This window comes from Bradyrhizobium sp. UFLA05-89 (assembly GCF_059803475.1).
This window is the reverse complement of the sequence record NZ_JBANBA010000115.1, coordinates 1-24,852: the sequence shown is the minus strand read 5'-3', so window position 1 is coordinate 24,852 and position 24,852 is coordinate 1. Positions and strand designations below refer to the sequence as shown.

21 protein-coding genes are annotated in these 24,852 nt (G+C 64.2%); 7 read left to right on the top strand and 14 right to left on the bottom strand.

Features of this window, described 5'->3' with window-relative positions; all coding sequences use genetic code 11:
- The first annotated feature begins 46 nt into the window (after positions 1-46).
- The 3 genes from SO139_RS37785 to SO139_RS37775 are packed head-to-tail and all read left to right on the top strand — an operon-like array spanning position 47 to position 2,865.
- Positions 47-850 (top strand): YdcF family protein, encoded by an 804-nt coding sequence (locus SO139_RS37785; RefSeq protein WP_449380710.1) that lies wholly within the window; start codon positions 47-49, stop codon positions 848-850.
- A gap of 41 nt (positions 851-891) precedes the next feature.
- Positions 892-1,674 (top strand): DUF169 domain-containing protein, encoded by a 783-nt coding sequence (locus SO139_RS37780; RefSeq protein WP_498541609.1) that lies wholly within the window; start codon positions 892-894, stop codon positions 1,672-1,674.
- Positions 1,675-1,686: 12 nt separating this feature from the next.
- Positions 1,687-2,865 (top strand): saccharopine dehydrogenase family protein, encoded by a 1,179-nt coding sequence (locus tag SO139_RS37775; RefSeq protein ID WP_449380656.1) that lies wholly within the window; start codon positions 1,687-1,689, stop codon positions 2,863-2,865.
- 125 nt (positions 2,866-2,990) lie between these two features.
- Here the strand turns inward: SO139_RS37775 and SO139_RS37770 are convergent, their stop codons facing one another.
- Positions 2,991-4,187, bottom strand: a complete 1,197-nt coding sequence (locus SO139_RS37770) for an FAD-dependent monooxygenase (RefSeq protein ID WP_449380655.1) — start codon at positions 4,185-4,187, stop codon at positions 2,991-2,993.
- 147 nt (positions 4,188-4,334) lie between these two features.
- On the opposite strand from SO139_RS37770, the gene SO139_RS37765 reads away from it, so the two are divergent.
- The gene (locus tag SO139_RS37765; RefSeq protein WP_498541613.1) at positions 4,335-4,805 is read left to right on the top strand and encodes a MarR family winged helix-turn-helix transcriptional regulator; all 471 of its coding nucleotides are present in this window, start codon (positions 4,335-4,337) and stop codon (positions 4,803-4,805) included.
- A 63-nt stretch (positions 4,806-4,868) separates the two neighbouring features.
- Here SO139_RS37765 and SO139_RS37760 read toward each other — a convergent pair whose 3' ends face one another.
- From SO139_RS37760 to SO139_RS37730, 7 genes are all read right to left on the bottom strand, one after another.
- Complete coding sequence (locus SO139_RS37760; protein ID WP_449380654.1) at positions 4,869-6,122, bottom strand: LVIVD repeat-containing protein; 1,254 nt, start codon at positions 6,120-6,122, stop codon at positions 4,869-4,871.
- 111 nt (positions 6,123-6,233) lie between these two features.
- On the bottom strand, positions 6,234-7,364 hold the full coding sequence (locus SO139_RS37755) for a substrate-binding domain-containing protein (protein WP_498541608.1): 1,131 nt from the start codon (positions 7,362-7,364) through the stop codon (positions 6,234-6,236).
- Between the two features lie 76 nt (positions 7,365-7,440).
- Positions 7,441-8,526, bottom strand: a complete 1,086-nt coding sequence (locus SO139_RS37750; RefSeq protein WP_449380652.1) for an ABC transporter permease — start codon at positions 8,524-8,526, stop codon at positions 7,441-7,443.
- Positions 8,527-8,553: 27 nt separating this feature from the next.
- A complete protein-coding gene (locus tag SO139_RS37745) occupies positions 8,554-10,101 on the bottom strand; it encodes a sugar ABC transporter ATP-binding protein (protein WP_449380651.1) in 1,548 nt (515 codons plus the stop codon).
- Positions 10,102-10,406: 305 nt separating this feature from the next.
- Positions 10,407-11,672 (bottom strand): O-antigen ligase family protein, encoded by a 1,266-nt coding sequence (locus SO139_RS37740; RefSeq protein WP_449380650.1) that lies wholly within the window; start codon positions 11,670-11,672, stop codon positions 10,407-10,409.
- 167 nt (positions 11,673-11,839) lie between these two features.
- Entirely contained in the window at positions 11,840-13,384 is a 1,545-nt protein-coding gene (locus SO139_RS37735) for an undecaprenyl-phosphate glucose phosphotransferase (RefSeq protein WP_474800129.1), read from the bottom strand.
- Positions 13,385-13,508: 124 nt separating this feature from the next.
- Complete coding sequence (locus SO139_RS37730; protein WP_449380649.1) at positions 13,509-14,642, bottom strand: glycosyltransferase family 4 protein; 1,134 nt, start codon at positions 14,640-14,642, stop codon at positions 13,509-13,511.
- A 199-nt stretch (positions 14,643-14,841) separates the two neighbouring features.
- Between SO139_RS37730 and SO139_RS37725 the strand changes: the two genes are divergently transcribed.
- Positions 14,842-17,073 carry a GumC family protein gene (locus tag SO139_RS37725; RefSeq protein ID WP_498541607.1) on the top strand — a complete coding sequence of 744 codons (2,232 nt, stop codon included), beginning with the start codon at positions 14,842-14,844 and terminating at the stop codon, positions 17,071-17,073.
- Positions 17,074-17,479: 406 nt separating this feature from the next.
- Here SO139_RS37725 and SO139_RS37720 read toward each other — a convergent pair whose 3' ends face one another.
- Positions 17,480-18,667, bottom strand: coding sequence for a GNAT family N-acetyltransferase (locus tag SO139_RS37720; RefSeq protein WP_449380647.1), 1,188 nt, complete (start codon positions 18,665-18,667; stop codon positions 17,480-17,482).
- A 134-nt stretch (positions 18,668-18,801) separates the two neighbouring features.
- Here SO139_RS37720 and SO139_RS37715 point away from each other — a divergent pair, with 134 nt between their 5' ends.
- The gene (locus SO139_RS37715; protein WP_449380646.1) at positions 18,802-19,854 is read left to right on the top strand and encodes a polysaccharide deacetylase family protein; all 1,053 of its coding nucleotides are present in this window, start codon (positions 18,802-18,804) and stop codon (positions 19,852-19,854) included.
- A gap of 74 nt (positions 19,855-19,928) precedes the next feature.
- Here the strand turns inward: SO139_RS37715 and SO139_RS37710 are convergent, their stop codons facing one another.
- Complete coding sequence (locus SO139_RS37710) at positions 19,929-20,138, bottom strand: DUF2842 domain-containing protein (RefSeq protein WP_283035725.1); 210 nt, start codon at positions 20,136-20,138, stop codon at positions 19,929-19,931.
- A gap of 94 nt (positions 20,139-20,232) precedes the next feature.
- Here SO139_RS37710 and SO139_RS37705 point away from each other — a divergent pair, with 94 nt between their 5' ends.
- Positions 20,233-21,315 carry a COX15/CtaA family protein gene (locus tag SO139_RS37705; protein ID WP_449380644.1) on the top strand — a complete coding sequence of 361 codons (1,083 nt, stop codon included), beginning with the start codon at positions 20,233-20,235 and terminating at the stop codon, positions 21,313-21,315.
- On the opposite strand, the gene SO139_RS37700 is transcribed toward SO139_RS37705, so the two are convergent.
- The 4 genes from SO139_RS37700 to SO139_RS37685 form a co-directional block, all read right to left on the bottom strand.
- A complete protein-coding gene (locus SO139_RS37700) occupies positions 21,316-21,711 on the bottom strand; it encodes a hypothetical protein (RefSeq protein WP_449380643.1) in 396 nt (131 codons plus the stop codon).
- A gap of 192 nt (positions 21,712-21,903) precedes the next feature.
- Positions 21,904-23,184, bottom strand: a complete 1,281-nt coding sequence (locus tag SO139_RS37695) for an O-acetylhomoserine aminocarboxypropyltransferase (protein ID WP_449380642.1) — start codon at positions 23,182-23,184, stop codon at positions 21,904-21,906.
- A gap of 133 nt (positions 23,185-23,317) precedes the next feature.
- Positions 23,318-23,902, bottom strand: a complete 585-nt coding sequence (locus SO139_RS37690; protein ID WP_449380641.1) for a CoA-binding protein — start codon at positions 23,900-23,902, stop codon at positions 23,318-23,320.
- Positions 23,903-24,032: 130 nt separating this feature from the next.
- On the bottom strand, positions 24,033-24,815 hold the full coding sequence (locus SO139_RS37685; protein WP_498541612.1) for an enoyl-CoA hydratase: 783 nt from the start codon (positions 24,813-24,815) through the stop codon (positions 24,033-24,035).
- Positions 24,816-24,852: the final 37 nt, after the last annotated feature.

Here is a 24,852-nt window from a genome sequence, read left to right as displayed (position 1 = left end):
AAGGTCCGCCCATCGATAGGCTCGATGATCCCAAAGCGAGGCTCCCCTGTTTTTCGTCCTGTCCAAGACGCTCGGCGTCGCGCTCTTACCGATCAACTTCCTGGTCGAACTCGGCATCCTCTCGCTCGTCCTGATGGCGACGCGCTTCGCGCGAACAGGCCGCAGGCTTGCGGTGGCCGTGCTGGTCCTGCTGGCGCTCACCGCATTCTCGCCGCTCGGCAAGCTCCTGCTCTATCCCCTGGAGTCGCGCTTTCCGCCGTGGGATGCCTCGCGCGGCGCGCCCGACGGCATCATCGTGCTCGGCGGCTCCGTCGACACCGACTTGTCGGCGGCGCATCAAACGCCAGTCGTCGCCCGTGCCGCCGATCGCATGTTGGCGCCCGCTGCGCTCGCACGACGCTATCCGAATGCGCGCATCGTTTTCACCGGAGGCAGTGCCAACCTGATCTCGAACGAGGCGAGGGAGGCCGACTACTCGGCGCCGATCCTAGAGAGTGTAGGCATCCCTAAGGAACGCCTGATCGTGGAGCGCAACTCGCGCAATACCTACGAGAACGCGACGTTCACAAAGCAATTGGTCTCGCCGAAACTCGGCGAGCGCTGGCTGCTGGTGACCTCGGCATTCCACATGCCGCGCTCGGTCGGGATCTTCCGCAAGGCCGGTTTCGACGTCGAGGCCTATCCCGTAGATTGGCGAATGGGTGGGCGCGAGGATCTCCTCACCTTCAACGATATGGGCCGCGACGGGCTTCTACAAACCGATATCGCGGTGCGCGAGTGGATCGGGCTCGTGGCCTACCGCCTGATGGGCCGAACCGGCGAGTTGCTTCCGGGGCCAGCCAGGGACTAGAAACGGGGATACGAAAATCATCGCGCCGCCGGGAGGACGCCATGCAGCCAGCGAACGCCGAACCGATCGATCTCGCCGGCATCGTGGCCGACCTCAACACGCTGCTCCGACTGAAGACGACGGTGATCGGCATGAAGCTGTTTGCACGCGCCGAGGACATGGAGGCGATCCCGAAGATCCGCCGGCCGAATGCGGTTCACACCACCGACCAGATCGTGAGCATGGCTTCACGTCTCGGCTGGACCGTCGGCATCACCGCGGATGATCTCGTTGGCGCGCAGTGTCGCGCCGTGATTGGCCTCTCGCCACAGGACGAGCAATGGCTTGCGGGCGAGAATTACGTTGGCGTGTGGCATGGCACGGCCGAGGACGCGCGCAAGCGCCAGGAGGCGCTCGACGTGGTACCGTTCGGACAATACCGGGCGCTCGCGGTGAGCCCGCTGGCGAGCGGCCGGCTCGATCCGCCCGACATTTGTCTAGTCTATGCGACGCCGGGGCAGATGATCATCCTGATCAACGGGCTGCAATATACCGGCTACAGGAAGTTCGAATGGGGCGTGGTCGGCGAGACCGCCTGCGCGGACTCCTGGGGGCGGGCGCTAAAAACCGGCGAGCCCAGCCTGTCCTTGCCATGCTATGCCGAACGGCGCTATGGCGGCGTGCCGGACGAGGAGATGCTGATGGCGATGAGCCCAGCACATCTTGCCAAGGCGATCACGGGCATGAAGGCGCTGGCGAAAAACGGCCTGCGCTATCCGATCCCGCCCTATGGAATTCAAAGCGACGTCCGCGCCGGCATGGGCGTGAGTTACGGAAAGAAGTAAAGGCTGCCGATCATGAGCTCTGCGAAATTCGACATCGTCGTCTATGGCGCGACCGGGTTCACCGGCCAGCTCGTCGCCGAATATCTGGCCGCGCAATACAAGGACGACAAGGCGCTGAAATGGGCGATGGCCGGCCGCAGCCTCGACAAGCTGAAATCCGTGCGCGAGGCAATCGGCGCGCCCAGTGACACGCCGCTGATCGTAGCGGATGCGGCTGATCCGGCGTCGCTGAAGGCGATGGTCGCGCAGACGAAGTCGGTGATCACGACCGTTGGTCCGTATCAGTTCTACGGTGAAGAGCTGCTCGCCGCTTGCGTGGCGGCGGGCACGGACTATTTCGATCTCTGCGGCGAGCCGGTCTGGATGCGGCAGATGATCGACAAGTATGAGGCGGCAGCCAAGACGAGCGGCGCGCGCATCGTGTTCTCGTGCGGCTATGATTCCGTCCCGTTCGAGCTCGGTACGTTCTTCGTGCAGGAAGAGGCCAAGCGTGTGCTCGGTGCGCCGGCTGCGCGCGTGAAGGGGCGTGTGCGCGATATGCGTGGCACGCTATCGGGCGGCACCGCGGCAAGTGCGAAGGCGACCTTCGATGCGGTCGCCAAGGACCTCAGCCTTGTCGCCATTCTCAACGATCACTTCGCGCTGACGCCCGGCTTCACCGGACCGAAGCAGCCGAAGGGCAACAGGGCGGCCTATGAGGAGGACCTGCAATCCTGGACCGCGCCGTTCATGATGGCGCTGATCAACACGCGTAATGTCCATCGCTCCAACATGCTGATGGGCTTCCCCTACGGCCGCGAGTTCGTCTACGACGAGATGGTGCTGACCGGTCCCGGCGAGAAAGGCGAGGCCAATGCGAAGCGTGTGATGGCTGCCAATGCCGAGAAGACCGGCCCGAATGCGCCGAAGCCGGGCGAGGGGCCGTCGAAGGAGGAGCGGGAGAACGGTCTCTTCAATCTGCTTTATGTTGCGATCGCGCCCGACGGCCGCCAGGTCCGCGCCGGCGTCACCGGCGACCGCGATCCCGGTTACGGCTCGACCTCGAAGATGATCTCCGAATGCGCGGTCTGCATGCTGCGTGACACGCCGGATGTGCCGGCTGGTTTCTGGACGCCGGGCGCAGCGATGCAGCACAAGCTGATCAAGCGGCTTGAAGAGCACGCGGGTCTGACGTTCAGGGTGGAGAAGTAGCCGCATATTGTAGGGTGGGCAAAGCGAAGCGTGCCCACCACTTCCGGCGCGGCGAGTTCAAGTGGTGGGCACGGCGCTTTGCGCCTTTGCTCACCCTACGACGGCGTGCGCATCGGCAGCGCTCGCTACGCCGCCCGCGCATCGTATGCATACATGAAATCCATCCCCTTCGAGCTCAGCGGCAAGAGCCATTTCAGCATCTGATCGCGGATGAAGGCGCCGGTGGCTGAGAATTCGCGCTTGCTGTTGCCGTTGCGGCGGGCGATCGCAACGATCTTTTCCGCGCGAGGGCGACGCTCGGCTTCGAAATTCTGGAAGGTAGCGCTGAACTCCTGGCCCTCCGCCATCAGGCGGCCGAGGCGAAGCGCGTCTTCCAGCGCGAGCGAGGCGCCCTGGCCGGCATGCGGGCTCGTCGCGTGCGCCGCGTCGCCGATCAGCAGCGAGCGCTTGCGCGACCAGGTCGGAAGCGTCGCGACGTCAAGCGTATCGGTGACCACGATGTTTTCAGCTGCCTCGATGATCGCGGGGATCGGATCGTGCCAGCCGCGGTGGAAGTCGCGTAAGTGTTGCTTGAGCGTCGCCTGATCCTGCGCTCGGAACATCGCCGCATCCATGCCGTGGGCGGGCTGCGTGCTCCACCACATCACGCCGTCATTTGGATCCGGGCTACAAAAGCCGTAGCCGAAGAAGCCGCTCTGGCCGAACGTGGTCTCGACGCATTGGCCGATCGGATGGCCCGCGAGCACGGCGCGCGGCACGAAGCCGCCAAAGCCGATCAGGCCGGTGTTGAAGGGTTTTGGCCCGTCCGGCACGACCTGGCGGCGCGCCACCGAATGCACGCCGTCGGCGCCGATCAGGAAGTCGCCTTCCGCGGTGGTGCCGTCGGCGAAATAGGCGATGATCGGCTGGTCGCCGCGGTCCTCGATCTTGATCAGGCGCTTCTCGAAATAGAGCGAGACGCAGGAGCACCAGGCCTTGTCGATCAGGATCTCGTTCAGCGTGGCGCGACAGATATTCACCGCGGGCTGGCCGAAGCGCCGCTCCATGTCGCGGTTGATCGAGCCGAGCTTCTGGCCGCTTTGCGAATAGAAGTCGAAGGCTTCAGCGATCGAGCCGCGGCTGGTCACTTCGCGCGCGAGCCCGATCTCGTCCATCACCTGCATGCCGTTCGGCGCGAGCTGCAAGCCGCCGCCGATCCCCTTGGAATAGGGCCAGGCCTCGAAGATCTGCGCCTCGATGCCGGCGCGGCGGAGCAGGATTCCGGCGACGGGCCCGGCGATGCCGGCGCCGATGATGAGGGCCTTGCGGGGGCGTGACGACATGGCTTGCTCCTGGGACTGCTGCGGTGCTAGTAAAAATCACGGCCACTGATTATCTTAGTGGCTAAGATATATATCTGCTAAGATATGAGGCTGGCCTTGTCAAGAGGGAAAGCGCGCGCGGGTTTGGTGCAGGAACTCGAGGAGGCGATGCGCCGCTCCTCGGCGCAGGGCGTGCTGTACGGCCAGGCCGTTGCGAACGTTGCTGGAATTTCCGGCTCCGACCTCGAATGCATGGACTTTCTGCAACTGGAGGGACGCGCGACCGCGGGGCGGCTTGCCGAGGTCACAGGGCTGACGACGGGGGCCATCACCGGCGTCGTCGACCGGCTGGAGAAGGCGGGCTATGTGCGCCGCGAGCGCGACGAGGACGACCGTCGCAAGGTGTTCATCACCATCGTGCCGGAGGCCACGGCCGAGATCGGTAAGCTCTACGTGCCAATGCAGCAGGCGATGCACAAGGTCTGGAGCCGCTATTCCGACGAGGAGCTGAAGCTGTTGCTGCGCTTTGCGACCGACGCCTACAAGGGCGTGCTCGAGGCGACGGAGGCGCTGAACGGCGTGCTCGCCACGCCGCCGGAGAAGCGCGCCAGTCTCAAGACGCCGAAGGCGCCTCGCTGATCAATCAGCATCGCGGCATGAACCGAGGATTTCGGTTCACCTCTCCCCATCGGGTTCACACGGCTAGCCCTTGTATTCCACGACATAGAGGCCGGCACTGAAATCGGTGACGTAACAGAGCGCGTTCTTGTCGACGAAGACGTCGGCCGAGTGCAGCACGACGGGACGGTTAGGCCGTGGGTCCATCCACTTCGCAGGCGGCGGCGGAACGAACGCGCCGATCTCCTTCGGGCGAAACTGATCCTTGATGTCGTACACGCGCAGGCCCGCATTCTGATAGGTCGCGAAGATGACCTCCTCGCTGTAGAATGCGTCGGGCCGGTTTTCGTGCACGTTGTGCGGGCCGAAATGGCCGCCGACCTTCAGATAGTCCTTGTTCGACGGCGCCGGGAATGTCGAGATGCTGATCGGATTGGACTTCACCTGGTTGTCGAAGATCCAGATCGGCTTGAAGCCGTCTTCCTGATTGTCGAGCACCGTCTCGTCGACGACGACGAGCAGGTTACGGTTGGGCAGGGGAAGCGCATTGTGCGTTCCGCCGCCGAACGGTGGGGCCCATACCTTGTGGGTGATGAGTTTCGGATTGGACTTGTCCTTGACGTCCACGACGGCGAGGCAGGCGTCGCGCCAGCTGCAATAGGCGACATCATCACGGACGATCGGATGGTGCAGGCCGAAACGGCCGTTCTTGGTCGGCCAGTTCGGCACCTCGCCGGCAGCCTTGTTCATCCCCGGCAACCAGTATTTTCCGACAAGTTGCGGTTTCGTCGGATCGGCCAGATCGATCACGATCATGATGTAATCGGTGAAGCCATCCAGCAGTGCGGAGGCATAGGCCCACCGGCCGCCGGTCCAATAGATGCGATGCAGGCCGGTGCCGTCGACCGGCATGAAACCGATCTGCTTGGGATCGCCAGGCGCGGAGAGATCGTAGACGGCCATGCCGGCCGACCAGTCGCGCTCGTCCTGCTTCTCGTCGGCGTGATGGTCGACGGAGCCCTTGTAGTAGTTCTTTTCGTCGGCAAGCTCGGCTTGCGCGAACATGTCCTTGTTGTGGATCACGAGGAGCTTGTCCTCGGCGGCCTGGAGATGCAGCGTCCAGGTGTTGTGCGGAGCGGCGACGTATTTGACGGTCTTTGGGCTCTTGGGATCGCGCACGTCGATGACGGAAAAGCCCTTGGAGAAGATGTGGCCGACATAGGCAAAGCCCTTGTGGACCATGATCTGCACGCCGTCGCAGCGTCCGCCCTGGTCGCTGTAGCCGACAAGCTTCAGGTTGGCGGTGGCGTAGTCGGGTTTGGGAAGATCGTTGCTCATCGGCTGCCCCTGCAAATTCCAATAGGGGAGGAAAGTCGTCCGAGGGTTCGGGAGGGAGGCGGCCGCAGCGACGAGTGCGACCGCCTCTGTGGTTGCTCGCTTCCGGCGCTGCTACTTCACGCCCCAGATCTTCTTGTATTCGTCGCGATAGCCGTTGCCGGGATCGAACTTGTTGTCCTTGCCGCCGTCCTTCTCGACATTGTCGGCGGTGAAGAGATGGACGTGGGGAACGAATCCGCTCGGCTTCTCGCCGGCGAAGGCGCGGTTGATCTCATCGACCATGATCCAGCCCTGAAGATTCAATGGCTCGGCCACGGTTGCGTTCTGATATTGTTTTTCCCGGATGCGCTTGAACGCAGGAACTGAACCGTCTCCCGCTGATATCTGCTGCGGGAATCCTTCGGCAGGATCCACGCCCGCCGCTCGCAGTGCTGGCGCCGAGAAGTCGTAATAGAGGTCGTTGACTGCGATCGAGTAGGTCCACTGCTTGCCGTATTTGGAAAGCAGCGACGTTGTGAGCTGGCCCATCCGGTTGGAGAGATCGGCAATCGGCGTATCGACGACTTCAAGCACCTTGCAGCCCTTGCAGCCTTCCACGGCAGCCCGCTCCGCGTTGGTCTTGGCGGTTGCGATGGCATAGATCGAGTCCGTGAACAGGATGACGCCGGCGTGGCCATCTGACTTCACGACAGCCTGGAGCCCTGCGGATTTCGCGACCTCGGTCGGATCAGTCGTCACGTTGGTGAAGACGGCGGGAATACCCTCGACCGGTCCCGGCGTCGGGCCGGCATGCCAGCCGATGATCTTGATACCGGCGGCAGCAGCCTGCTCGAGCAGAGGTTGCTGCTCCTTGCTATCGATGCCGACGTTGAGGATGCCGTTGGGCCTCATCGCGATCGCCTGCGTCAGCGCGGTTGCGTGTCCGGGCACGGTGCCCTGACCGTCGAGCTGGCGCACGTCCCATCCCAACGCTTTTGCAGCCTCCGCCGCGCCGTCGCCCGCGCCTTGCGCACCGCCATTGCGCTGATCGGTCGAGACGATGACGATCAGCTTCTTGCCCTGTGCTTTCGGACCCATGGTCGGCCCGTCCCATTTGGTCACGGGTGCTGCCACGTCTTGAAGAAAGGTCTTTGCCTTTTCGATATAGGCCGCGTCGTCATCGGCGCGCGCCCAGGCCGTGCCGAGCAGTAGCACGCTCGCCGACGTCAAAAGCCCTTTCAGTACGACTTTGCTCGCTATCATTGCTTCTCTCCCCGGATTGAACTGGCAGCCAGAAGCGGCCGCCAGGCCGGCTTTGCCGGCGGCTTACGCAGCGACGTCAGGTGGCCCTGGCCGTCTCTGCGGATTTTGATTGGGTCGGCATTGCCTTTGGATCGCGTGGCGGCGGCTTGGCGACCGCGCGACGGCGCTGCGCGAACGCTGCAAGCGCGATCGCGACGACCAGCGTCGTGCCGTTGAAAAGGGGCTCGATGAAGAAAGCGCCGCCGAATAACTGGATGCCGGAAATGCCGACGGCGAGAATGAGGATGCCGAACACACTCCCCCAAACATTGACGCGGCCGGGCTTGATTGTCGTCGATCCCAGGAAGGCGCCGACGAGGGCAGGGAGAAGGAAATCGAGCCCCACATTCGCCTGGCCGATGCGCAGCTTTGCCCCGAGCACGCAACCTGCGAGCCCGGTGATGACGCCGGAAGCCACGAACACGCCGATCACATAGGCCCGTACCGGAATGCCGTTGAGCGCTGCTGCCTTCTCGTTGGCACCAATCGCGTAGATGAAACGGCCGATCGGCAGGCGCTCGCTGACGATCCACAAGACAATTGCAAGCCCGATCACGTAGAAGGCGGGGATCGGTATGCCGAATACCGACGCCCAATTAATCGCCACGAAATCGGGCGGCAGATTGCCGATGATCTGGCGGCCTTCGGTGTGCCAGAGCGCAAGCGCATAGAGGATCGTGCCGGTGCCCAGCGTCGCGACGAAGGCATCGACCTGGGCGACTTCGACCAGCACGCCATTGACGAGACCGACGAAGCCCGCGCAAGCCACGACCAGCAGGATCGCGATCGGCCACGAGATGCCGTATTTCACTTGGAAGCTGATCGCCAGGATGTGCCACATCACGATGCCGAAGCCGACCGTGAGATCGATGCGGCCGGCCATCATCGGCAGGGTCGCAGCGAGCGCCAGCAGCGCGACGATGGATTTGTCCGCAAGGATCGAGCGTGCGTTGAGCCAGGTCGGAAAAGTATCCGGCAGAGCGATCGAGAAGAAGATGATCAGGAGCAACGTCAGCAACGGCAAGCCGTACACCGGGAGCAATCGCAAGATCGCCTGCCCGTTGGTCAGCGCTGCGAGTTCGGGTCGCGTAGGCTCCAGGGCATTCGACTTGATGGATTGCATCTTAGGCCTCGGTCAGTGTGCCGCCCCTTACGCTGCGACGGAGCTGCCCGCGACGCTGGCGGAAGCGGCGGACAACAGATTGCTGATGGACAGATCGTCGGAATGAAGCTCGCGAACGACGTGGCCGCGGCTGAACACCAGCGCGCGATGGCAGACCTTCGCGATCTCCTCGAAGTCGGTCGACACGATCAGAATGGCGGCGCCTTCGGAGAGCGCCACATCGAACAGCTTGTAAATCTCTGCTTTCGAGCCGACGTCCACGCCGGCCGTCGGGTCCTCGAAGACATAGACCTTGGATTTCAGATTGAGCCAGCGCCCGATCGCAACCTTCTGCTGGTTTCCGCCGGACAATAGCTCGATCGCCAGGTTCGGATCATTGGGCCGAAGATCAACAGTCACGCCGAGCCGCCTGGCCGTTGCTCGCTCCTTCGCCGGCGCAAGCCAGGTTGAAGCCGCGTGTCCTGCTGCGAGGGGATTGAGGAAGAAGTTCTCCCGCACCGACAGGCCCGGGACGATGGATTCTCCGACGCGGTCCGCGCAGACGAGGCTGATTCCCAGATCCATCGCACTCCGCGGAGAATTGATCTCGACGGGCACACCGTCGATCAGGATTCGTCCGCTGGTAACCGCTTCCATGCCGAACAGCGCGCGGCCGAGGGCCTCCTGGCCTGCGCCACGCAAGCCGACGAGACCAACGATTTCGCCGGCGTGGATGCGGCAGTCGATCGGCCCGACGGACGTCATCGATGCATGGTCGAGCCCGAGGCGAGCTGCGCCTTCGCGCTCGGCGGGCCGTCGGAAGACCTGAGATGGCTCGCGTCCGACAATGAGCAGGATGGTTTCATCCGGCGATGTCTGCGTGATCATGCGCTCGCCGGCCATCCGGCCGTCGCGCAATACGACCATCCGGTCGGCGACTTCGAACACCTCGTCGAGCCGATGCGAGACGTAGATCATGCCTACACCGTGATCGCGCAGGCGGCGGAGTGCCGTGAACAGGCGCAATACCTCGTCCGCAGGAAGACTTGCGGTCGGCTCATCAAGCACCAGGATTTCCGCGTCAGTCGCGAGCGCACGGGCGATCGCGACCAGCGATTTCTCCGTTCGTGTCAGGCTTTGGATACGGAGGTCCGGATCGATGTCGGCGCCGAGTCTTGCAAGGGCAAGCTCGGCCCGCTTGCGCGCCTTGGTCCAGTCGATGACGCCGAAACGGCGGGGATAGCCGAGGGTCAGGCAGATGTTTTCGGCAACCGTCATCCAGTCGATCAGTCCGAGATCCTGATGGATGAACGATAGGGGCAGGCGCCTGACCGAGGACGTCATATCCTGGCCTGCATAGGAGATGGTTCCGCTGTCGGCGGAGTACACGCCCGCCAGGATTTTGATCAGGGTCGACTTGCCCGCGCCGTTCTCGCCAAGAAGAGCGACGACCTCGCCGCGGCCCACGGCCATGCTCACCTCGTTGAGGGCCTGGGTACCGCCGAAGCGCTTGCACAGACGATCGATCCGAAGCACCTTGGACTGAGTGCCCTCGGGCGGCTCGTCATCACTGCGCCGAGGGCCATCGCCTGTCACTGCGGCGCCCCTCCCATTTCGCAGACGATTTCCTCGCGAACGACTTGGTTCGTCTTTTTCATCATTGTGCAACCGCGCTTCTTTGCGTCGCGACCTGCATTCGAGCCCCATTTCGTCCGAGCAAACGGCTCTCGCGAAAGGTCAATCGATTAGAATTGTCGGGTCTCCGCTTGTCAATCGAGATGTCTGCGCCTGAGCATCACGGATTGGACATATTCGAGATGGTTGGACGCAGCGCAGCAGGACGAGGAAAAGACAAGGCGCGGCGTCCCGCTGGCCGTGTGCCGCGTTTTGCGAAACGCTTGCTAGGACTCCAGCGAAGCCTTGCCAACGTCCGAGTGCATCGCCTTATAGGCCTGCGCGGCCGCGATCGTGCCCCACATCGCCCCCAGCATCATCCAGAAATGCCGCCAGTGGTCGGTGTCGATGATAAAGCTTTCGCCGACGGTGCCGACGAAGGCAGAGAAGATCGCTAGATAAGCGCGCTGCCAGGGCACGCGTACGAAGACGTGGCGAAAGCCTGTGATCACGGTGGTGAAGACCAACGCGGGATAGCAGATGCCGGAGAGCCAGCCTCCCGACATGAAGGCGTTGAGATAGGAGTTGTGGGTATCTTCCGGGAAGTAGCGGTGGAATTGCAGGGGACCGATGCCGAACGGCAGGTCGAGCGCCATCTCCGCGCCGAGGATGTGGCGACCGAAGCGGCCGAAGCGGCCTTCGTCATAGCTCTGGTCGAAGCTCGCGCGCTGCTTGAACATCTCGGCGATGGAGTCGAATGAGAGCAGGATGGCGACCAGCGCCAGCCCCAGCGCGGCCGCAACCAGCGCCATGACGATGATGCGCGAGCGCTGCGCATTGCTCGGGCTGGTCAGCACCATGAGCGCCAGCATGAAGCCGGAGGTCAGGATCAGGCCGCCCCAGGCGGCACGGGAGAAGGCGAGCAGGATCGCGAGCGCCATGATGGCGAAGGCGATCGCGTTGCGGAACGCCTTGGCCAGCCTGTCCGAGACCACGCTTTGCAACGAAAACAGCGCCGGCAGGATCAGGAACGCGCCGAGTACGTTCGGGTCCTTGAATGTGCCGCGCGCGCGCTCGTAGAGCGTCAGGAGGTCGTGGCCGCCGGGAACGAGATTGAAGTAGCCAGCGATTGCCGAGGTGGAGGCGACCATCGCGCCGACCACGAGGCCGCGCCGCAGCATGTCGAGCCGCGCCGCCGTATCCTCCGATGTGACCATGGCGAAGAACACCACCGTCACCGCCATGTACCAGGAGGTCGCGATCCAGCTTGCCACCTCGGACTGGCCGAGCAGCGGAATGGCGCTCACGGTGTAGCCGACATTGAGCAGGATCAGCAGCAGCACGAGCGGCATGAAGACGAGGCGAAGCCGCAGGCCGGTGGCGAAGAAGGTGACGGTCGCAAGCAGCGTCACGATCTCGTAGGGGCTGGGCTCGATGAAGACGACCGCGCCGGAGGCGCCGGCCAGCCACACCATCGCGCGCTGCAAGGCCAGCACGCCGGGCGCAGCAGGTCGCGCTACGTTCATTCCCCCGGCTGTCGCCGCATACGCCATCATACGCTCACGCAGTTACGCAGTTTCTCGACACAACTTCCGCAGTCATGCCCCGCGAAGGCGGGGCATCCAGTACTCCGCGCCGTCAGTGGTGACGTCCGCTGCCGGTGATTACTGGATCGTCCGGTCAAGCCGGGCGATGACAGCTTGGCTTGGGCGATCCACCATCAATACGCGTTCTCGTTCTTGGTCAGCAGCGAGATCGGCGTCTTCAGGAGGATGTAGAGGTCGAACAGCACCGACCAGTTCTCGATGTAGTAGAGGTCGAACTCGACGCGCTTCTGGATCTTCTCTTCGTTGTCGATCTCGCCGCGCCAGCCGTTGATCTGGGCCCAGCCGGTGATGCCCGGCTTGACGCGGTGACGGGCGAAATAGCCGTCGACGGCCTCGTCGAACAGGCGGCTCTGGAGCTTGCCCTGGACGGCGTGCGGGCGCGGGCCGACGAGGGAGAGATTGCCGGAGAAGATCACGTTGAAGAGTTGCGGCAATTCGTCGAGGCTGGTCTTGCGGATGAAGCGGCCGACGCGGGTGACGCGCGGATCGTTCTTCGTGACGACCTTCGAGGCTGTCGGGTCAGCCTGATGGTGATACATCGAACGGAATTTGTAGACGTCGATGCGCTCGTTGTTGAAGCCGAAGCGTTTTTGGCGGAATAGCACGGGGCCGGGGCTGTCGAGCTTCACCGCCAGCGCCACCAGCGCCATCACGGGAAGGGCCGCGAGCAACGCGAGGCCGCCGACGATGCGGTCGAACAGCCATTTCATCACCAGGTCCCAGTCGGTGATCGGCGCCTCGAACACGTCGAGGGTCGGCACCTCGCCGAGATAGGAATAGGAGCGGGGACGGAAACGCAGCTTGTTGGTGTGCGCGGAGAGGCGGATGTCGACCGGCAGCACCCAGAGCTTCTTCAGCATCTCGAGGATGCGCGTCTCCGCCGAGATCGGCAGCGCGAACAGCACGAGATCGACGCGGGTGCGGCGAGCGAACTCGACGATGTCGTCGACCTTGCCGAGCTTCGCCGCGCCGGCGCAGGTGTCGAGCGCGCGACTGTCGTTGCGATCGTCGAACACGCCAAGCACGTGGATATCGGAGTCCTCCTGCGCCTTCAGCGCCTCGACAAGCTCTTCGCCGTTGCTGTCGGAGCCGACGATGATGGTGCGGCGGTCGAGCCGGCCCTCGCGCGCCCAGGTACGCACCAGCGTTCGCAGCGCCAGGCGCTCGGCGACGAGCGCGGCGAGGCCAAGGAAGAAGAAGGCGGCGAGCCACAGCCGCGAGACTTCACTGCCGACCCTGGCGAAGAACGACATGCCTATGAACAGCAGGAACACGAACGACCAGGACGAAATCATCCGCGTCATCTGGCGGAGCTGACCGCGGAAGAGCTGCACCTGATACATATCGGCGGCCTGGAAGCAGATCACGGCTGCCAGTGCGGCGGCGCAGATCGCGGCGAGATATTCCCAGCGGAAGCCGGTCTGCGGCGCGACATAGCCGAAGTAGAGTACCGTGCCGACGAGGCTGAGCAGGACAAAATCCGCGATGCGCACGAAGCCGGCGATCACGATCGGCGAATAGGCGCGGGCGACCTTCTGGTTGACGACAGCAAGTGCTGCCGGCGTAAGCCGGCGACGGCGTTCGACAAAGGGCCTGTCAGCGGGTGCGGCCGCGCTGGTGGCGGCGTCGAGCATCGAGCGTGCGTTGAGTGGTTCCACAGTCGTCCACGTCCATTCCTGACACCCCGCCGGGCGCGCATTTAGGCGCGCGAAGCGCGGGAGTCCCCCTCGCTCTCGCTTATCGGACAAATCGGAAGAAATTCTAAAACCGCCTTAAGAGCGGTTAATGATCGGTAAATGCGTCGCGATAGCCGGCAAGCACGCCGTCCACCATCGCCTGCTGGGAGAAGTGCGTCGAGATCCGCTCGCGCAACCTCGCCGCGCGCTGGCTCGTCGCTTGAGGATCGTCCAGCGCAGCCCCAATGGCCTCCGCCATGGCCTCGGCATTGCTCGGAGCGAAGAGGGCGGAACTCCCGGCGTCAAAGATCTCGGGAATGCCGCCGACCTTCGCGGCGATCATGGGGATGCCGGCCGCACCGGCTTCGATCACGACATAGGGCATGGAATCGCCGCGCGAAGGAACAACCAGCAGCCTCCCCTTGGAGAAGCCGTAGCGCGCCTTGACGTGGCCGATGAAGCGGATCGAATTGGTCAGGCCGAGCCTTTCGACCTGCGCCTTCAGCGCCGCCATCTCCTCGCCATCGCCGCCGAGTGTCAGCGTGACGTTCCGACCCTGACCGTGCAGACGCGCCACGGCGTCAACGAGGAGATCAGCGCCCTTGATGTGCCGAAACTCGCCGACATAGGCGAGGTCGGTCGCATCGTCGGCAATGACGACGGGCTCGAATTCTTCAGGCGTTACGCCGTTGAAGACGCAGCGCACGACGCCTTTGGGCTTGCCGACGATGCGCTGATAGGTGTCGCGGGCAAAGGCGCTTTCGAACAGGAACAGGTCGGTGCTGTTGGTCAGGGTCCGTTCAAGTCGCGCGTAAAACTCGCCCTTGAAGGTGTGCAGAGGATAGTGCAGCGAGCCGCCGTGCGGGGTGTAGATGCGGATGGTGTCGTTCGAGCGCCGCCTGAGCCGCACGAAGGCGCCGGCCTTGGCGCCATGGCCATGCATCACATCCGGCTTGAGCTTGGCGATCAGGCGCCTCATGCGCAGCCAGACGAGAAAGTCTTCGGGCGATGGGTCGCGGCGGATCGCGAGTCGATAGACGCCGAGCTTCAGGCGTGGCGCGATCTCGGCCAGCGCGTTCGCTGCGCGCTCCCCACCGGTGAGATCGTCGGCGAGAATGCCGACATGATGTCCGCGATCGACCTGGCCGTTGGCGAGATCGAGGATATGACGGAAGATGCCACCGACCGGGGCACGCACGGCGTGCAGGATGCGAAGCGGCTGGTCGAGAGAGGGGGGCATGATCTGAACCAGCGCTCGCGAGCGATGACGGAGCAATCCACTGAATTATCGATCCCGATTAAGCGGCCTCATGGTTAACAAACGGTATTCGCGCATCGCGCCCTGCACGCGTGCGGCGCGATTAACCCAGCGGCAACCATAATGGAGTGTAATCGCCTCGGTTGAGGTGGGCGGCGGCGTTGCCCTGCGGGAGTGTGCGATGCGTTTTGCGTTCTGGCGTGACGGCAAGGACAAGGCCGTGATCGAACGGGCCTTGCACAAGCCCGAGCCGATGCTCGCGGCCGGTGTCGCGCGGCAGGCGCAAGCCGAATCCGGCGACATCGATCTGCACGCGCTCGGCGCTGCGCTCAAGCGCAGGCGCGGCTTCATCATCGTGCCGACGGTGCTGGCGCTGGTGCTCGCGCTCGCCGGCGTCAATCTGGTGACGCCGCGCTACAAGTCGGAAGCCCGCATCCTGATCGACGGGCGCGAGAACGTCTTCCTGCGTCCGTCCAGCGACCGCAGCACCGAGGAGCGGCAGGCGCTCGACGCCGAGGCCGTCACCAGCCAGGTGCAGCTCGTGCTGTCGCGCGATCTGGCGCGCGAGATCATCAAGAAGAACAAGCTCGCGGAGCTGCCCGAATTCGACCCGGTCCTGCGCGGTATCTCGCCGCTGAAGTCGCTGGCGGCATTGTTCGGAATCGGCCGCGATCCGTTCTCGATGACGCCGGAAGAGCGGGTGCTGGATGCCTATTACGACCGCCTGACCGCCTATGCGGTCGACAAGTCGCGCGTGATCGTCGTCGAATTCCAGTCGACCGATCCGGACCTCGCCGCGCGCGTCGCCAATTCGATCGCCGACGGCTATCTGGTGCTGCAACAGAGCGCGCGCCAGGAGCAGGCCAAGTCCGCCAGCGCGTGGCTGTCGGGCGAGATCGAGAACCTGCGCAGGAAGGTTTCGGAAGCCGAGGCCAAGGCCGAGGATTTTCGCTCCAAATCGTCGCTGTTCGTCGGCACCAACAACACCACGCTGTCGAACCAGCAGATGGGCGAGCTCAACACCCAGCTCAACAATGCGCGCGCGATGAGGGCCGATGCCGAAGCCAGGGCGCGGCTGATCCGCGAGATGCTCCAGAGCGGCAAGCCGATCGAGGCATCGGAGGTGCTGAATTCCGAGCTGATGCGCCGGTTGTCCGAGCAGCGGGTGACGCTGCGGGCGCAGCTCGCCGAGCAGTCCTCGACGCTGCTCGGCAATCATCCGCGCATCAAGGAGTTGAAGGCGCAGATCGGCGACCTCGACACGCAGATCCGTGACGAGGCGGGCAAGATCTCCCGCTCGCTGGAGAACGACGCGCGGATCGCCGGCAGCCGCGTCGACAGCCTCACCGTAGGCCTCGAGCAGCTCAAGAAGCAGGCGACCTCGACCAACGGCCAGGACGTCCAGCTTCGCGCGCTGGAGCGCGAGGCCAAGGCGCAACGCGACCTGCTCGAGACCTATCTCGCCAAATATCGCGAGGCCAATGCCCGGGAGACCATCGATACCGCGCCGACCGAAGGTCGCATCATTTCGCGTGCCATCGTCTCGAACACGATCGCCTATCCGAAGAAGCTGCCGATCGTGCTCATCGCCACGCTGGCGACGTTGCTGCTTAGCACCGGCGTCGTCGTCACCGGCGAGCTCCTGCGCATGACCGCGCCGCGCGCAATTGCCGCATTCACGCCTGCCTCAGCCGCCTCGCGCGCGACTGCCCCCAGTGAACCAATCGTCGAGCCCGAGCCCGAGTCCCAGCCGGTGGTGAGCGAGCCGCCGCCGCTCCAGCCGGAGATGGCTTTCGATGCAGGCATCACCGAGTTCGCCGAGATCGAACAGCTCGCCGACGGCCTGCGCAGCGCCGGCGCCGCCGCGCGCAAGGTGACTGTGCTCGGCACCGCGGCGGGCGAGGGCATCACGCTGACCGCGTTGACGCTGGCGCGCCATCTGGTGCGCGATGCGCGGGTCGTGGTCGTCGACCTCGCCGCATCGTCGCCGACGATTTCGGCCATCTCGGCCGACCCGGCAGCACCGGGCCTTGCCGAGTTGATGCAGGGTGAGGCCTCGTTCGCGCAGATCATCACCAAGGACAAGCTCTCGCGCCTGCAGCTGGTGGCGGCAGGTCGCCCTGGCTTCGACCGCAGCCTTCTGCAATCGCCGCGCGTGATGCTGGCGATCGATGCCTTGCTCCGTGTCTACGACCACGTGCTGCTCGACGCCGGTAGCGCCTCCGACCTGCCTGCCGAGCTGCTGACGACGAATGCCCGCGCCGTCGTGGTGCCGGACGCCGTCATGCCCACTGAGGCCCGCACCTCGATGTGCGAGCAGCTCAAGGCGGTCGGCTTCAGCGAGGTGACGATGCTGAGGAAGCCGGTGCAGCCGTCGGATGCAGCGGAGGTGCCGCGCGTGGTGGCGGCCTAGGTAAGGGCGCACCGATGTGCGGAGCACTCGGCTACCAAAAATCGGATGTGGCAGCCCGTTCCTTGTTACAAGACTACAATTAGCACTTGCGCCATTAGGAAACCCAACGTCGGCGTTGCTGGCGAGGGACTGACTGATTGCGATAACCTCGCGCATCGGTGGAGTAATTTCTCGGCCTGGGGGGTGTGGGATGGCGCACTACCGAGCTTACCTTCTGGATCAGCACCGCCATGTTATAAGCGTGGCCAATTTGCAATGTGCCAACGAGCAGGAAGCGCGAGAACGTGCGCAGCAGCTGGTTGATGTCAACGACATCGAGCTATGGCAACTAGATCGGCTTATTGCGGTGTTTGAGGCTGCCACAACCCGAGCCAAGGCAGCTCGCGGGTGCGAGGAGCCGTAGGCCTTACCCAAACGCCCGCCGCAGCTTTCGCGCCAGGTCGAACAGCATCTGGTTCTGCTTCACCAGGCGCTTGCCGTGGCTCAGCGAGGACATTGCCATCGCCGCCAGCCTGCCACGCGAGGTCAGCGGGACGAAGCTGTCAAAAATCTCTTCGTCGCCCTTGCAGAACAGGCGCTTGTAGTCGTCCGAGCCGATGCCGAGATCGAGCGCGTCATAGCCGGCTTCCGCGTAGCGGTCGATGATGTTCCGCATCAGGATCAGGCCGGGGCTGAAGCGCGAATGGTCCGACGTCGTGTAGGTGTTGAACATCGTCGAGAAGCGGCGGCCGTCGGCGACGCCGGCGAAGATCGCGATCACTTCTTCGTCGCATTCCAACGCATGGATGTCGATGACGCGGGCCTCGCCGCGCGGTGTCAGGCAGGCCGTTCGGATGAAAGCTTCGACGCCAGGCTCGGCGAACACGTTCGGCAGCTTCTGCTCCGCCATCCGCGCGGGCTTGACGCGAAAGAACCAGTCGAGCAGGCGCGTGATGTCGTCGTCGGTGGTGGGGACGTGATAGCGGTAGCCGGAGAGCGCCTGAAGTTTCTTTTCCTTGCTCTTCAGACGCCGGCGGAAGGAGTTGCTGATGCGTGACGCCGGCGGGCAGCCCGGCGGCATCGCGAGCAGTGGGCAGCCGTTGATGGAGTTTTGGCGCGGCAGAAGCGCGAACGGGTTTTGCTGGTCGCGCCAGCGCATCGGCTGCTGCGATAACGCGAGCACGTCGATGCCGCCGCGCGCGCGCAGGGCCGCGAACAGCGCGTCGAGATCGGCGGTGTTGGCCTGGCCGACGAAATCGGCGTCCCACAAGCCCATGTTGAAGGTCGTATGCTTGCCGCCCATGAAGCAGGCGACGGTGACACCATGGTTTTGCCGCGTGCACAATGGCAGCACGACAAGCGGCCGACGCTCGGCATCGCGCGCAATGACGACGAACGGCGTCGCGCCTTCGTGCGCGCCGGCGAGACGCTGCCAGGGGGTGAGCAGGTCGAAGCGCTGATAGGGTGTTCCGAAATGGCCGGTCTTCTCCAGCGCACGCCAGACCGGTTCGGCCATGGCGAGATCGCTGACGATGTCGACCTCAGCGATACGGCTCGTTTCCGACCGCGCTGGCGCTTCTGCCGTCCGGCTTTGCATCGCCGCAGCCATGGTCATTCGCAAAACCTGTCGAGAAAATGGAAAACAAGCGTGGTTCGGCCTGTGGCCGACCTTTGCAAAGAAATGTCAACAAAGGGTAAGGACAATGGAAAGGGGAACCGGCCGCTCGCCGGTTCGTAATGGGTGGGATTTTGGCATCCGACGATCGATGGATGGAACGGCTGCGGCTGGAACTGGCCTGGTTCACCGGCCAGCACCGGCTGCGCGGACGAAGCGCAGGCGGCGCCGGAGCGATCCTGCGCTTTCAGCGCGTCAGGCCGCGCGGGCGCGCGCCGTTCCAGCCGCTGCTTGCCAATGAGATCACGCCAAAATTCCTCGACCGCGTGCTTTACGCGTTGAAGCGGTGGAAGTTCGACATCGTCAGCATGGACGAGGTCTGCCGGCGCGCGGTGACGCTGCCCGAGCGGCGGCGCTTCGTGGCGCTGACCTTCGAGTGTGCATACAAGGATCTCGCCACATTCGCCTATCCGGTGCTGTCGCACCACGGCGTGCCCTTCACGGTCTACGTGCCGACCGCCTTTCCCGACGGTGTCGGCGAAGCCTGGTGGCTCGCGCTCGAACAGGTGATCGCGCGCGAGAGCCGCATCAGCCTGATGATGGGCGAGAAGGAGCAGCGTTTCGTCGTCACGGAGCGCGCGGAGAAGCAGGAGCTGTTCACGCTGCTCGAAGAGTGGCTCAGAACCTTGCCGCCTGCGGAGCTGTCGGCTGCGATCAACGATCTCTGCAAGCGCTATCGGGTCGATCTCGCCACCATCCGGCGCGAGACGTCGATGGATTGGTCGGATCTTTCTAAACTTGCGGCCGACCCGCTGGTGACGATCGGCAGCGCGACGGTGAACTATGCCGCACTCGCCACCATGAAAGATATTGCCGCCGCGCGTGAGATGGCGATGGGCAAGGCCGTGGCGGAGTCTGCGTTCCACCGCGAGATCGGACACTTTGCCTATCCGTTCGGCGACCGCATCTCGTTTCGGCGCAGCCACGTGGTGATGGCGGAGGAGGCGGGCTTTGCCAGTGCGGTGTCGACGATTCCTGGCATCGTGGACGTCGAGGGGCGGACCAATCTGCGCGCGTTGCCGCGGATTTCGTGGGACGGCCGGCGCCGCTCGCTGCGGATGCTGCGCGTGCTTGTCTCCGGCGTGACGTTTCCGCCGGTGAAGCCGACGGGCAGTACGTCGTCTTGAGTTAAGTTCGATCCGGCCGGATGAGCGGACACCCGAGCTTGCTGCCGACAAACGCGCAAGCGCGTTTGCGTAGGCTAGGCCGGGTCGGGCCGCTGCATCCAGCTCACGACCGGCATAGCCGGCAGCACCCAGCCCATGCCGACCACGACGTAATAGATCGCCTGCCGCCAGCCGGATTCCGCGATCCACGGCATCTGCGCGAGCGCCATGCCGAGCAGCGCCCACGTCGCCGCCAGCACCAGGAGCGCGATTGTACCGAGGAACTTGCGGGTGCGGATTTTCATGGGGGAAATTGCGGCTTTCGCGTAACTTGCGCTGCGGGAGCGGGCGACTATAAGGGGCGCGCAGCCTGGTTCAAGCATTGGTTTTCCGGCCGAAATGACCACGATATCAGCTTCGTCCGACCCGCATCGCGCCGTGCGCTGGTGGCTCATTGCCGTGGCCGCGCTGATCGCGCTGATGGTGCTGGTCGGCGGCGCGACGCGACTGACGGAGGCCGGGCTCTCGATCGTCGAATGGAAGCCGGTAACGGGCGCGCTGCCGCCGCTCACCGAGACTCAGTGGACAGAGGCCTTCGACGCCTACAAGAAGATCCCGCAGTATCGCGAGCTCAATGCCGGCATGAGCCTGTCTGAGTTCAAGACCATCTTCTGGTGGGAATGGAGCCACCGGCTGCTCGGCCGCTTCATCGGTGTCGCCTATTTGTTGCCGTTCCTGTTCTTCCTGTGGCGCGGCGGTCTATCGAGCGAACTGAAGCGGCGGCTGTGGTTGCTGTTCGGCCTCGGCGCGCTGCAAGGCGCGGTCGGCTGGTGGATGGTGGCCTCCGGGCTCTCCGAACGTGTCGAAGTGTCGCAGTATCGGCTTGCGACGCATCTGGTTCTGGCGCTGCTGATCTTCGCCGGCATCATCTGGACCTTGCGGCGGCTCGGCGCGCGGCAGGAGATCGTTGCCTCAGCGCGACTGAAGTTCACGAGCGCGGTGCTCGTCGTCGTGACCTTCGTGCAGCTTTATCTCGGCGCGCTGGTGGCGGGTCTGCGGGCAGGGCGCGCCTACAATACCTGGCCCGAGATCGACGGCGCATTCATCCCGTCGGCGGAACGGCTGTGGTTCGAGACGCCGTGGTGGCGCAACCTGTTCGACAACGTGCTGACCGTGCAGTTCGAGCACCGCATGACGGCCTATACGCTGTTCGCGCTGGCGGCACTACACGCGTTCGATGCCGTGCGCTCGCGCGCAGGTTCTGCTGCGGGCGGCGCCGTGTGGCTGTTTGCGGCGGTGAGCTTGCAAGCGATGCTCGGCATCCTGACACTGCTTAACCAGGTGCCGATCGGCCTTGCGCTCGCACATCAGGCCGTCGCGATCCTCGTGCTGACGCTGGCGGTGATGCAGGCCGAGCGGCTCGCGGCGCGAAAGCCCGCGGAGACCTATTCGCGCGTCGTCCGCGCGAGCCAGGCTGGCTGATCAGCAATAGCCGTAGACGCCGCAGGCGTAGGGCAGGCGCCAGAAATAGTCGACCTGCGGGCCGCCGTAATACGCCCCCTGATAATCATAGTCCCAGGGCCGGCCGTAATAACCCGGCAGCGTATGCGCGCCCGGCAGGAGCGGGGTGCCCGGCAGATTGCGGATGTAGCTGCCGACGCCGTAGGCCGGCGAGATCAACGCGTCCGGATCGGTCTCGACCCAGACCTTCGGCGGCTCCGCCGGTGCGATCGTGGTGCGGTATTTGTAATGCGGACGCGGCAGCCCCGGCGGCAAGCGCTCGACGTGTCGCTTCTTGTGCACGACGACCTGATCGGCCGCGAGCGCGCTGGTGACCATCAGCATCACGGCCAGAGGGCACATTATCCAGCGCAGCATGGTCGGCTCCGAATCAATCTGGGCGACCCAGTATGTCAGCCAATTGCGCGAGGAGCGTTAACGAGAGCCCCGTCATTCCGGGGCGTCGCGACGGGACCGCAAGCGCGGCCCGGAGCGACGAACCCGGAATCCAGAAGCTGCGGCGCGAGATTCCGGGTTCGCCTCTTCGAGGCGCCCCGGAATGACAGCAAATTACGCGCCCAGGGCCTGTTCGAGGTCCGCGATCAGGTCCTCCTTGTCCTCGATGCCGATCGACAAGCGCACCACGTCGGGGCCGGCGCCGGACTTTACTTTGGCGGCATCGTCGAGCTGGCTGTGTGTGGTCGAGGCGGGGTGGATCACCAGCGAGCGGGTGTCGCCGACATTGGCCAGATGCGAGAACAGCGTCAGCTTCGACACCAGGCTGACGCCGGCGTCATAACCGCCCTTCAAGCTGAAGGTGAATACCGCGCCGGCACCCTTCGGCGCGTATTTGCGCGCGAGCTGATTGTACTTGTCGTTCGCCAGACCCGCATAGCTCACCGACGCCACGGCGGAGTGGCCGGACAGGAATTCGGCGATCGCCTTGGCATTGTCGCAGTGCTTCTGCATGCGCAGCGGCAGCGTCTCGATGCCGGTGAGGATGAGGAAGGCGTTGAAGGGCGACAGAGCAGGACCGAGGTCGCGCAGCCCGAGCACGCGGCAGGCGATCGCGAAGGCGAAATTGCCAAAGGTCTCGTGCAGCTTGATGCCATGGTATTCGGGGCGCGGCTCGGACAGCATCGGATATTTGCCGTCCTTCGACCAGTCGAAGGTGCCGGCATCGACGATGACGCCGCCGATCGAGTTGCCATGGCCGCCCAGAAATTTCGTCAGCGAGTGCACGACGATGTCGGCGCCGTGGTCGATCGGCTTGATCAGATAGGGTGTCGCCAGCGTATTGTCGACGATCAGCGGCACGCCGGCCTTGCGGGCAACCGTGGAGATCGCCTCGATGTCGGTGATGCTGCCGCCGGGATTGGCGATGGACTCGACGAAGATCGCCTTGGTGCGCGGCGTCACCGCGCGCTCGAAGCTCGCAATGTCATCGGGATCGGCCCACACCACGTTCCAGCCAAAGCTCTTGAACGAGTGGGTGAACTGGTTGATCGAGCCGCCATAGAGCTTTCGCGCGGCGATGAATTCGTCGCCGGGCTGGAGCAATTGCTGCATCACCACGACCTGCGCGGCATGGCCCGAGGCCACCGCAAGCGCGGCGGTGCCGCCTTCGAGCGCTGCGACGCGCTCTTCCAGCACCGCATTCGTGGGATTGCCGATGCGGGTATAGATGTTGCCGAACGACTGGAGGCCAAACAGCGAGGCGGCATGATCGGCGTCGTTGAAGACGAAAGAGGTCGTCTGATAAATCGGCGTTGCGCGCGCACCGGTCGTCGGATCGGGCTGTGCACCGGCATGCACGGCAAGGGTCGAAAATCCCGGAAGGCGATCGCTCATTCGTGGCGTCCTGTTCTTGGGTCGTCTGAAAACGCGCGGCATGCTGATCGGGGCCGCGCCCGGCGTCAAGCCGCGTCAGCTCGAAACGTGCTTCGCTATGTCGCGCTCAGAACTTGAACCTTTTTCGGGTGCGTCAGCTCTGCTCGGTCTTGTTCTTGGCCGCGCGATCGGCCGCTGCGGTATTGCCGCCGCCGACGCTCATGCGATTGAGCGACAATTGCATGCCTTGCGTCGGCGCGGGCGGACGTTTGGAGCTGAGCGTGCGCGAATTGACGCCCATCCAGGATATTTCCGAGGATAGCCGGCCATATTCGATCTTGGGACAGCGGTTCATCACGACCTTGATACCAGCGGCCTCGGCCTTCTCCGCGGCCGCGTCGTCGCGTGCCCCCAGCTGCATCCAGATCACCTTCGGCAGCGGATCGAGCCTCAACGCCTCCTCGACCACGGGCATGATGTGGCTGGAGTTGCGGAAGATGTCGATCATGTCGACCGGACGGCCGATATCGGCGAGCGAGGCGACGAAGGGCTTTCCGATGAGCTCCTTGCCGACATGACCGGGATTGACCGGGATCATGTCGTAGCCGCGCTGCGCCAGATATTTGAAAGCAAAATAGCTCGGCCGCACATTGACCGGCGAGGCGCCGACCATCGCGATCGACTTCACGCTGTTGAGGATGCCGCGGATGTAATTGTCGGGATAGGCGTCGTGATTCATTTTGCTCTTTTCTCTAGCCCCTCATGGCGAGGAGCGCGGAACGTGCGTCTCGAACCATGAGGCCACCGGCGGGGCCTTCATCCTTCGAGATGCCGCGTTCCGCGGCTCCTCAGGATGAGGAGTTGGCTGCTTACCTATCTTCCCATTTCGGCTCGCGCTTTTCGATGAACGCGCCGATGCCTTCCTCGGCGTCGCGCGCCATCATGTTCTCGGTCATCACCTCCGCCGCATAGCGATAGGCATCCGCAAGGCTCATTTCGGCCTGGCGGTAGAACGCCTCCTTGCCGAGCTTGACGGTGTAGGTAGATTTCAGCGCGACCTGTTCGGCCAGCGCAATCGCGGCATCGCGTTCGGTGCCGGCCGCGACCACACGGTTGACGAGGCCGATCTCGCGGGCACGTGTGGCGGGGATCGGCTCGCCGGTGAGCAGCATTTCCATCGCCTGCTTGCGCGGCACGTTGCGCGACAGCGCCACCATCGGCGTCGAGCAGAACAGGCCGATGTCGACGCCGGGCGTCGCAAAGCTTGCGGCGTCCGAAGCGATCGCAAGATCGCAGCTCGCGACGAGCTGGCAGCCGGCCGCCGTCGCGATCCCCTGGACGGCTGCGACCACGGGCTTGGGCAGGCGCACGATCGCCTGCATCATCGCGCTGCAGGCGTTCATCATCTCGGCGAAATAGGCGCGGCCGCGATCGGGATCGCTGCGGCGCGCGGTCAATTCCTTCATGTCGTGGCCGGCGGAAAAGGCCGGGCCGTTGGCCGCAATGACGGCGGCGCGGATGCGCTTGTCCTCGGCAATCGCGTTGAAGCTCGCATGCAGCTGGCCGATCATCGCCTCCGACAGGCTGTTGCGCGCGGCGGGGCGGTTCAGCGTCAGCACGGCGACGCTGCCGACGATCTGGCGCGTGCAGATCTCGCGCGTCGCCGTCCCCCTCCAACTACAACTTCAG

Coding starts and splice junctions, on each gene's coding strand:
- SO139_RS37780 (WP_498541609.1), top strand. CDS start 892: ATGCAGCCAGCGAACGCCGAACCGATCGATCTCGCCGGCATCGTGGCC.
- SO139_RS37775 (WP_449380656.1), top strand. CDS start 1,687: ATGAGCTCTGCGAAATTCGACATCGTCGTCTATGGCGCGACCGGGTTC.
- SO139_RS37770 (WP_449380655.1), bottom strand. CDS start 4,187: ATGTCGTCACGCCCCCGCAAGGCCCTCATCATCGGCGCCGGCATCGCC.
- SO139_RS37765 (WP_498541613.1), top strand. CDS start 4,335: ATGCGCCGCTCCTCGGCGCAGGGCGTGCTGTACGGCCAGGCCGTTGCG.
- SO139_RS37760 (WP_449380654.1), bottom strand. CDS start 6,122: ATGAGCAACGATCTTCCCAAACCCGACTACGCCACCGCCAACCTGAAG.
- SO139_RS37755 (WP_498541608.1), bottom strand. CDS start 7,364: ATGATAGCGAGCAAAGTCGTACTGAAAGGGCTTTTGACGTCGGCGAGC.
- SO139_RS37750 (WP_449380652.1), bottom strand. CDS start 8,526: ATGCAATCCATCAAGTCGAATGCCCTGGAGCCTACGCGACCCGAACTC.
- SO139_RS37740 (WP_449380650.1), bottom strand. CDS start 11,672: ATGGCGTATGCGGCGACAGCCGGGGGAATGAACGTAGCGCGACCTGCT.
- SO139_RS37730 (WP_449380649.1), bottom strand. CDS start 14,642: ATGCCCCCCTCTCTCGACCAGCCGCTTCGCATCCTGCACGCCGTGCGT.
- SO139_RS37725 (WP_498541607.1), top strand. CDS start 14,842: ATGCGTTTTGCGTTCTGGCGTGACGGCAAGGACAAGGCCGTGATCGAA.
- SO139_RS37720 (WP_449380647.1), bottom strand. CDS start 18,667: ATGACCATGGCTGCGGCGATGCAAAGCCGGACGGCAGAAGCGCCAGCG.
- SO139_RS37710 (WP_283035725.1), bottom strand. CDS start 20,138: ATGAAAATCCGCACCCGCAAGTTCCTCGGTACAATCGCGCTCCTGGTG.
- SO139_RS37705 (WP_449380644.1), top strand. CDS start 20,233: ATGACCACGATATCAGCTTCGTCCGACCCGCATCGCGCCGTGCGCTGG.
- SO139_RS37700 (WP_449380643.1), bottom strand. CDS start 21,711: ATGCTGCGCTGGATAATGTGCCCTCTGGCCGTGATGCTGATGGTCACC.
- SO139_RS37695 (WP_449380642.1), bottom strand. CDS start 23,184: ATGAGCGATCGCCTTCCGGGATTTTCGACCCTTGCCGTGCATGCCGGT.
- SO139_RS37690 (WP_449380641.1), bottom strand. CDS start 23,902: ATGAATCACGACGCCTATCCCGACAATTACATCCGCGGCATCCTCAAC.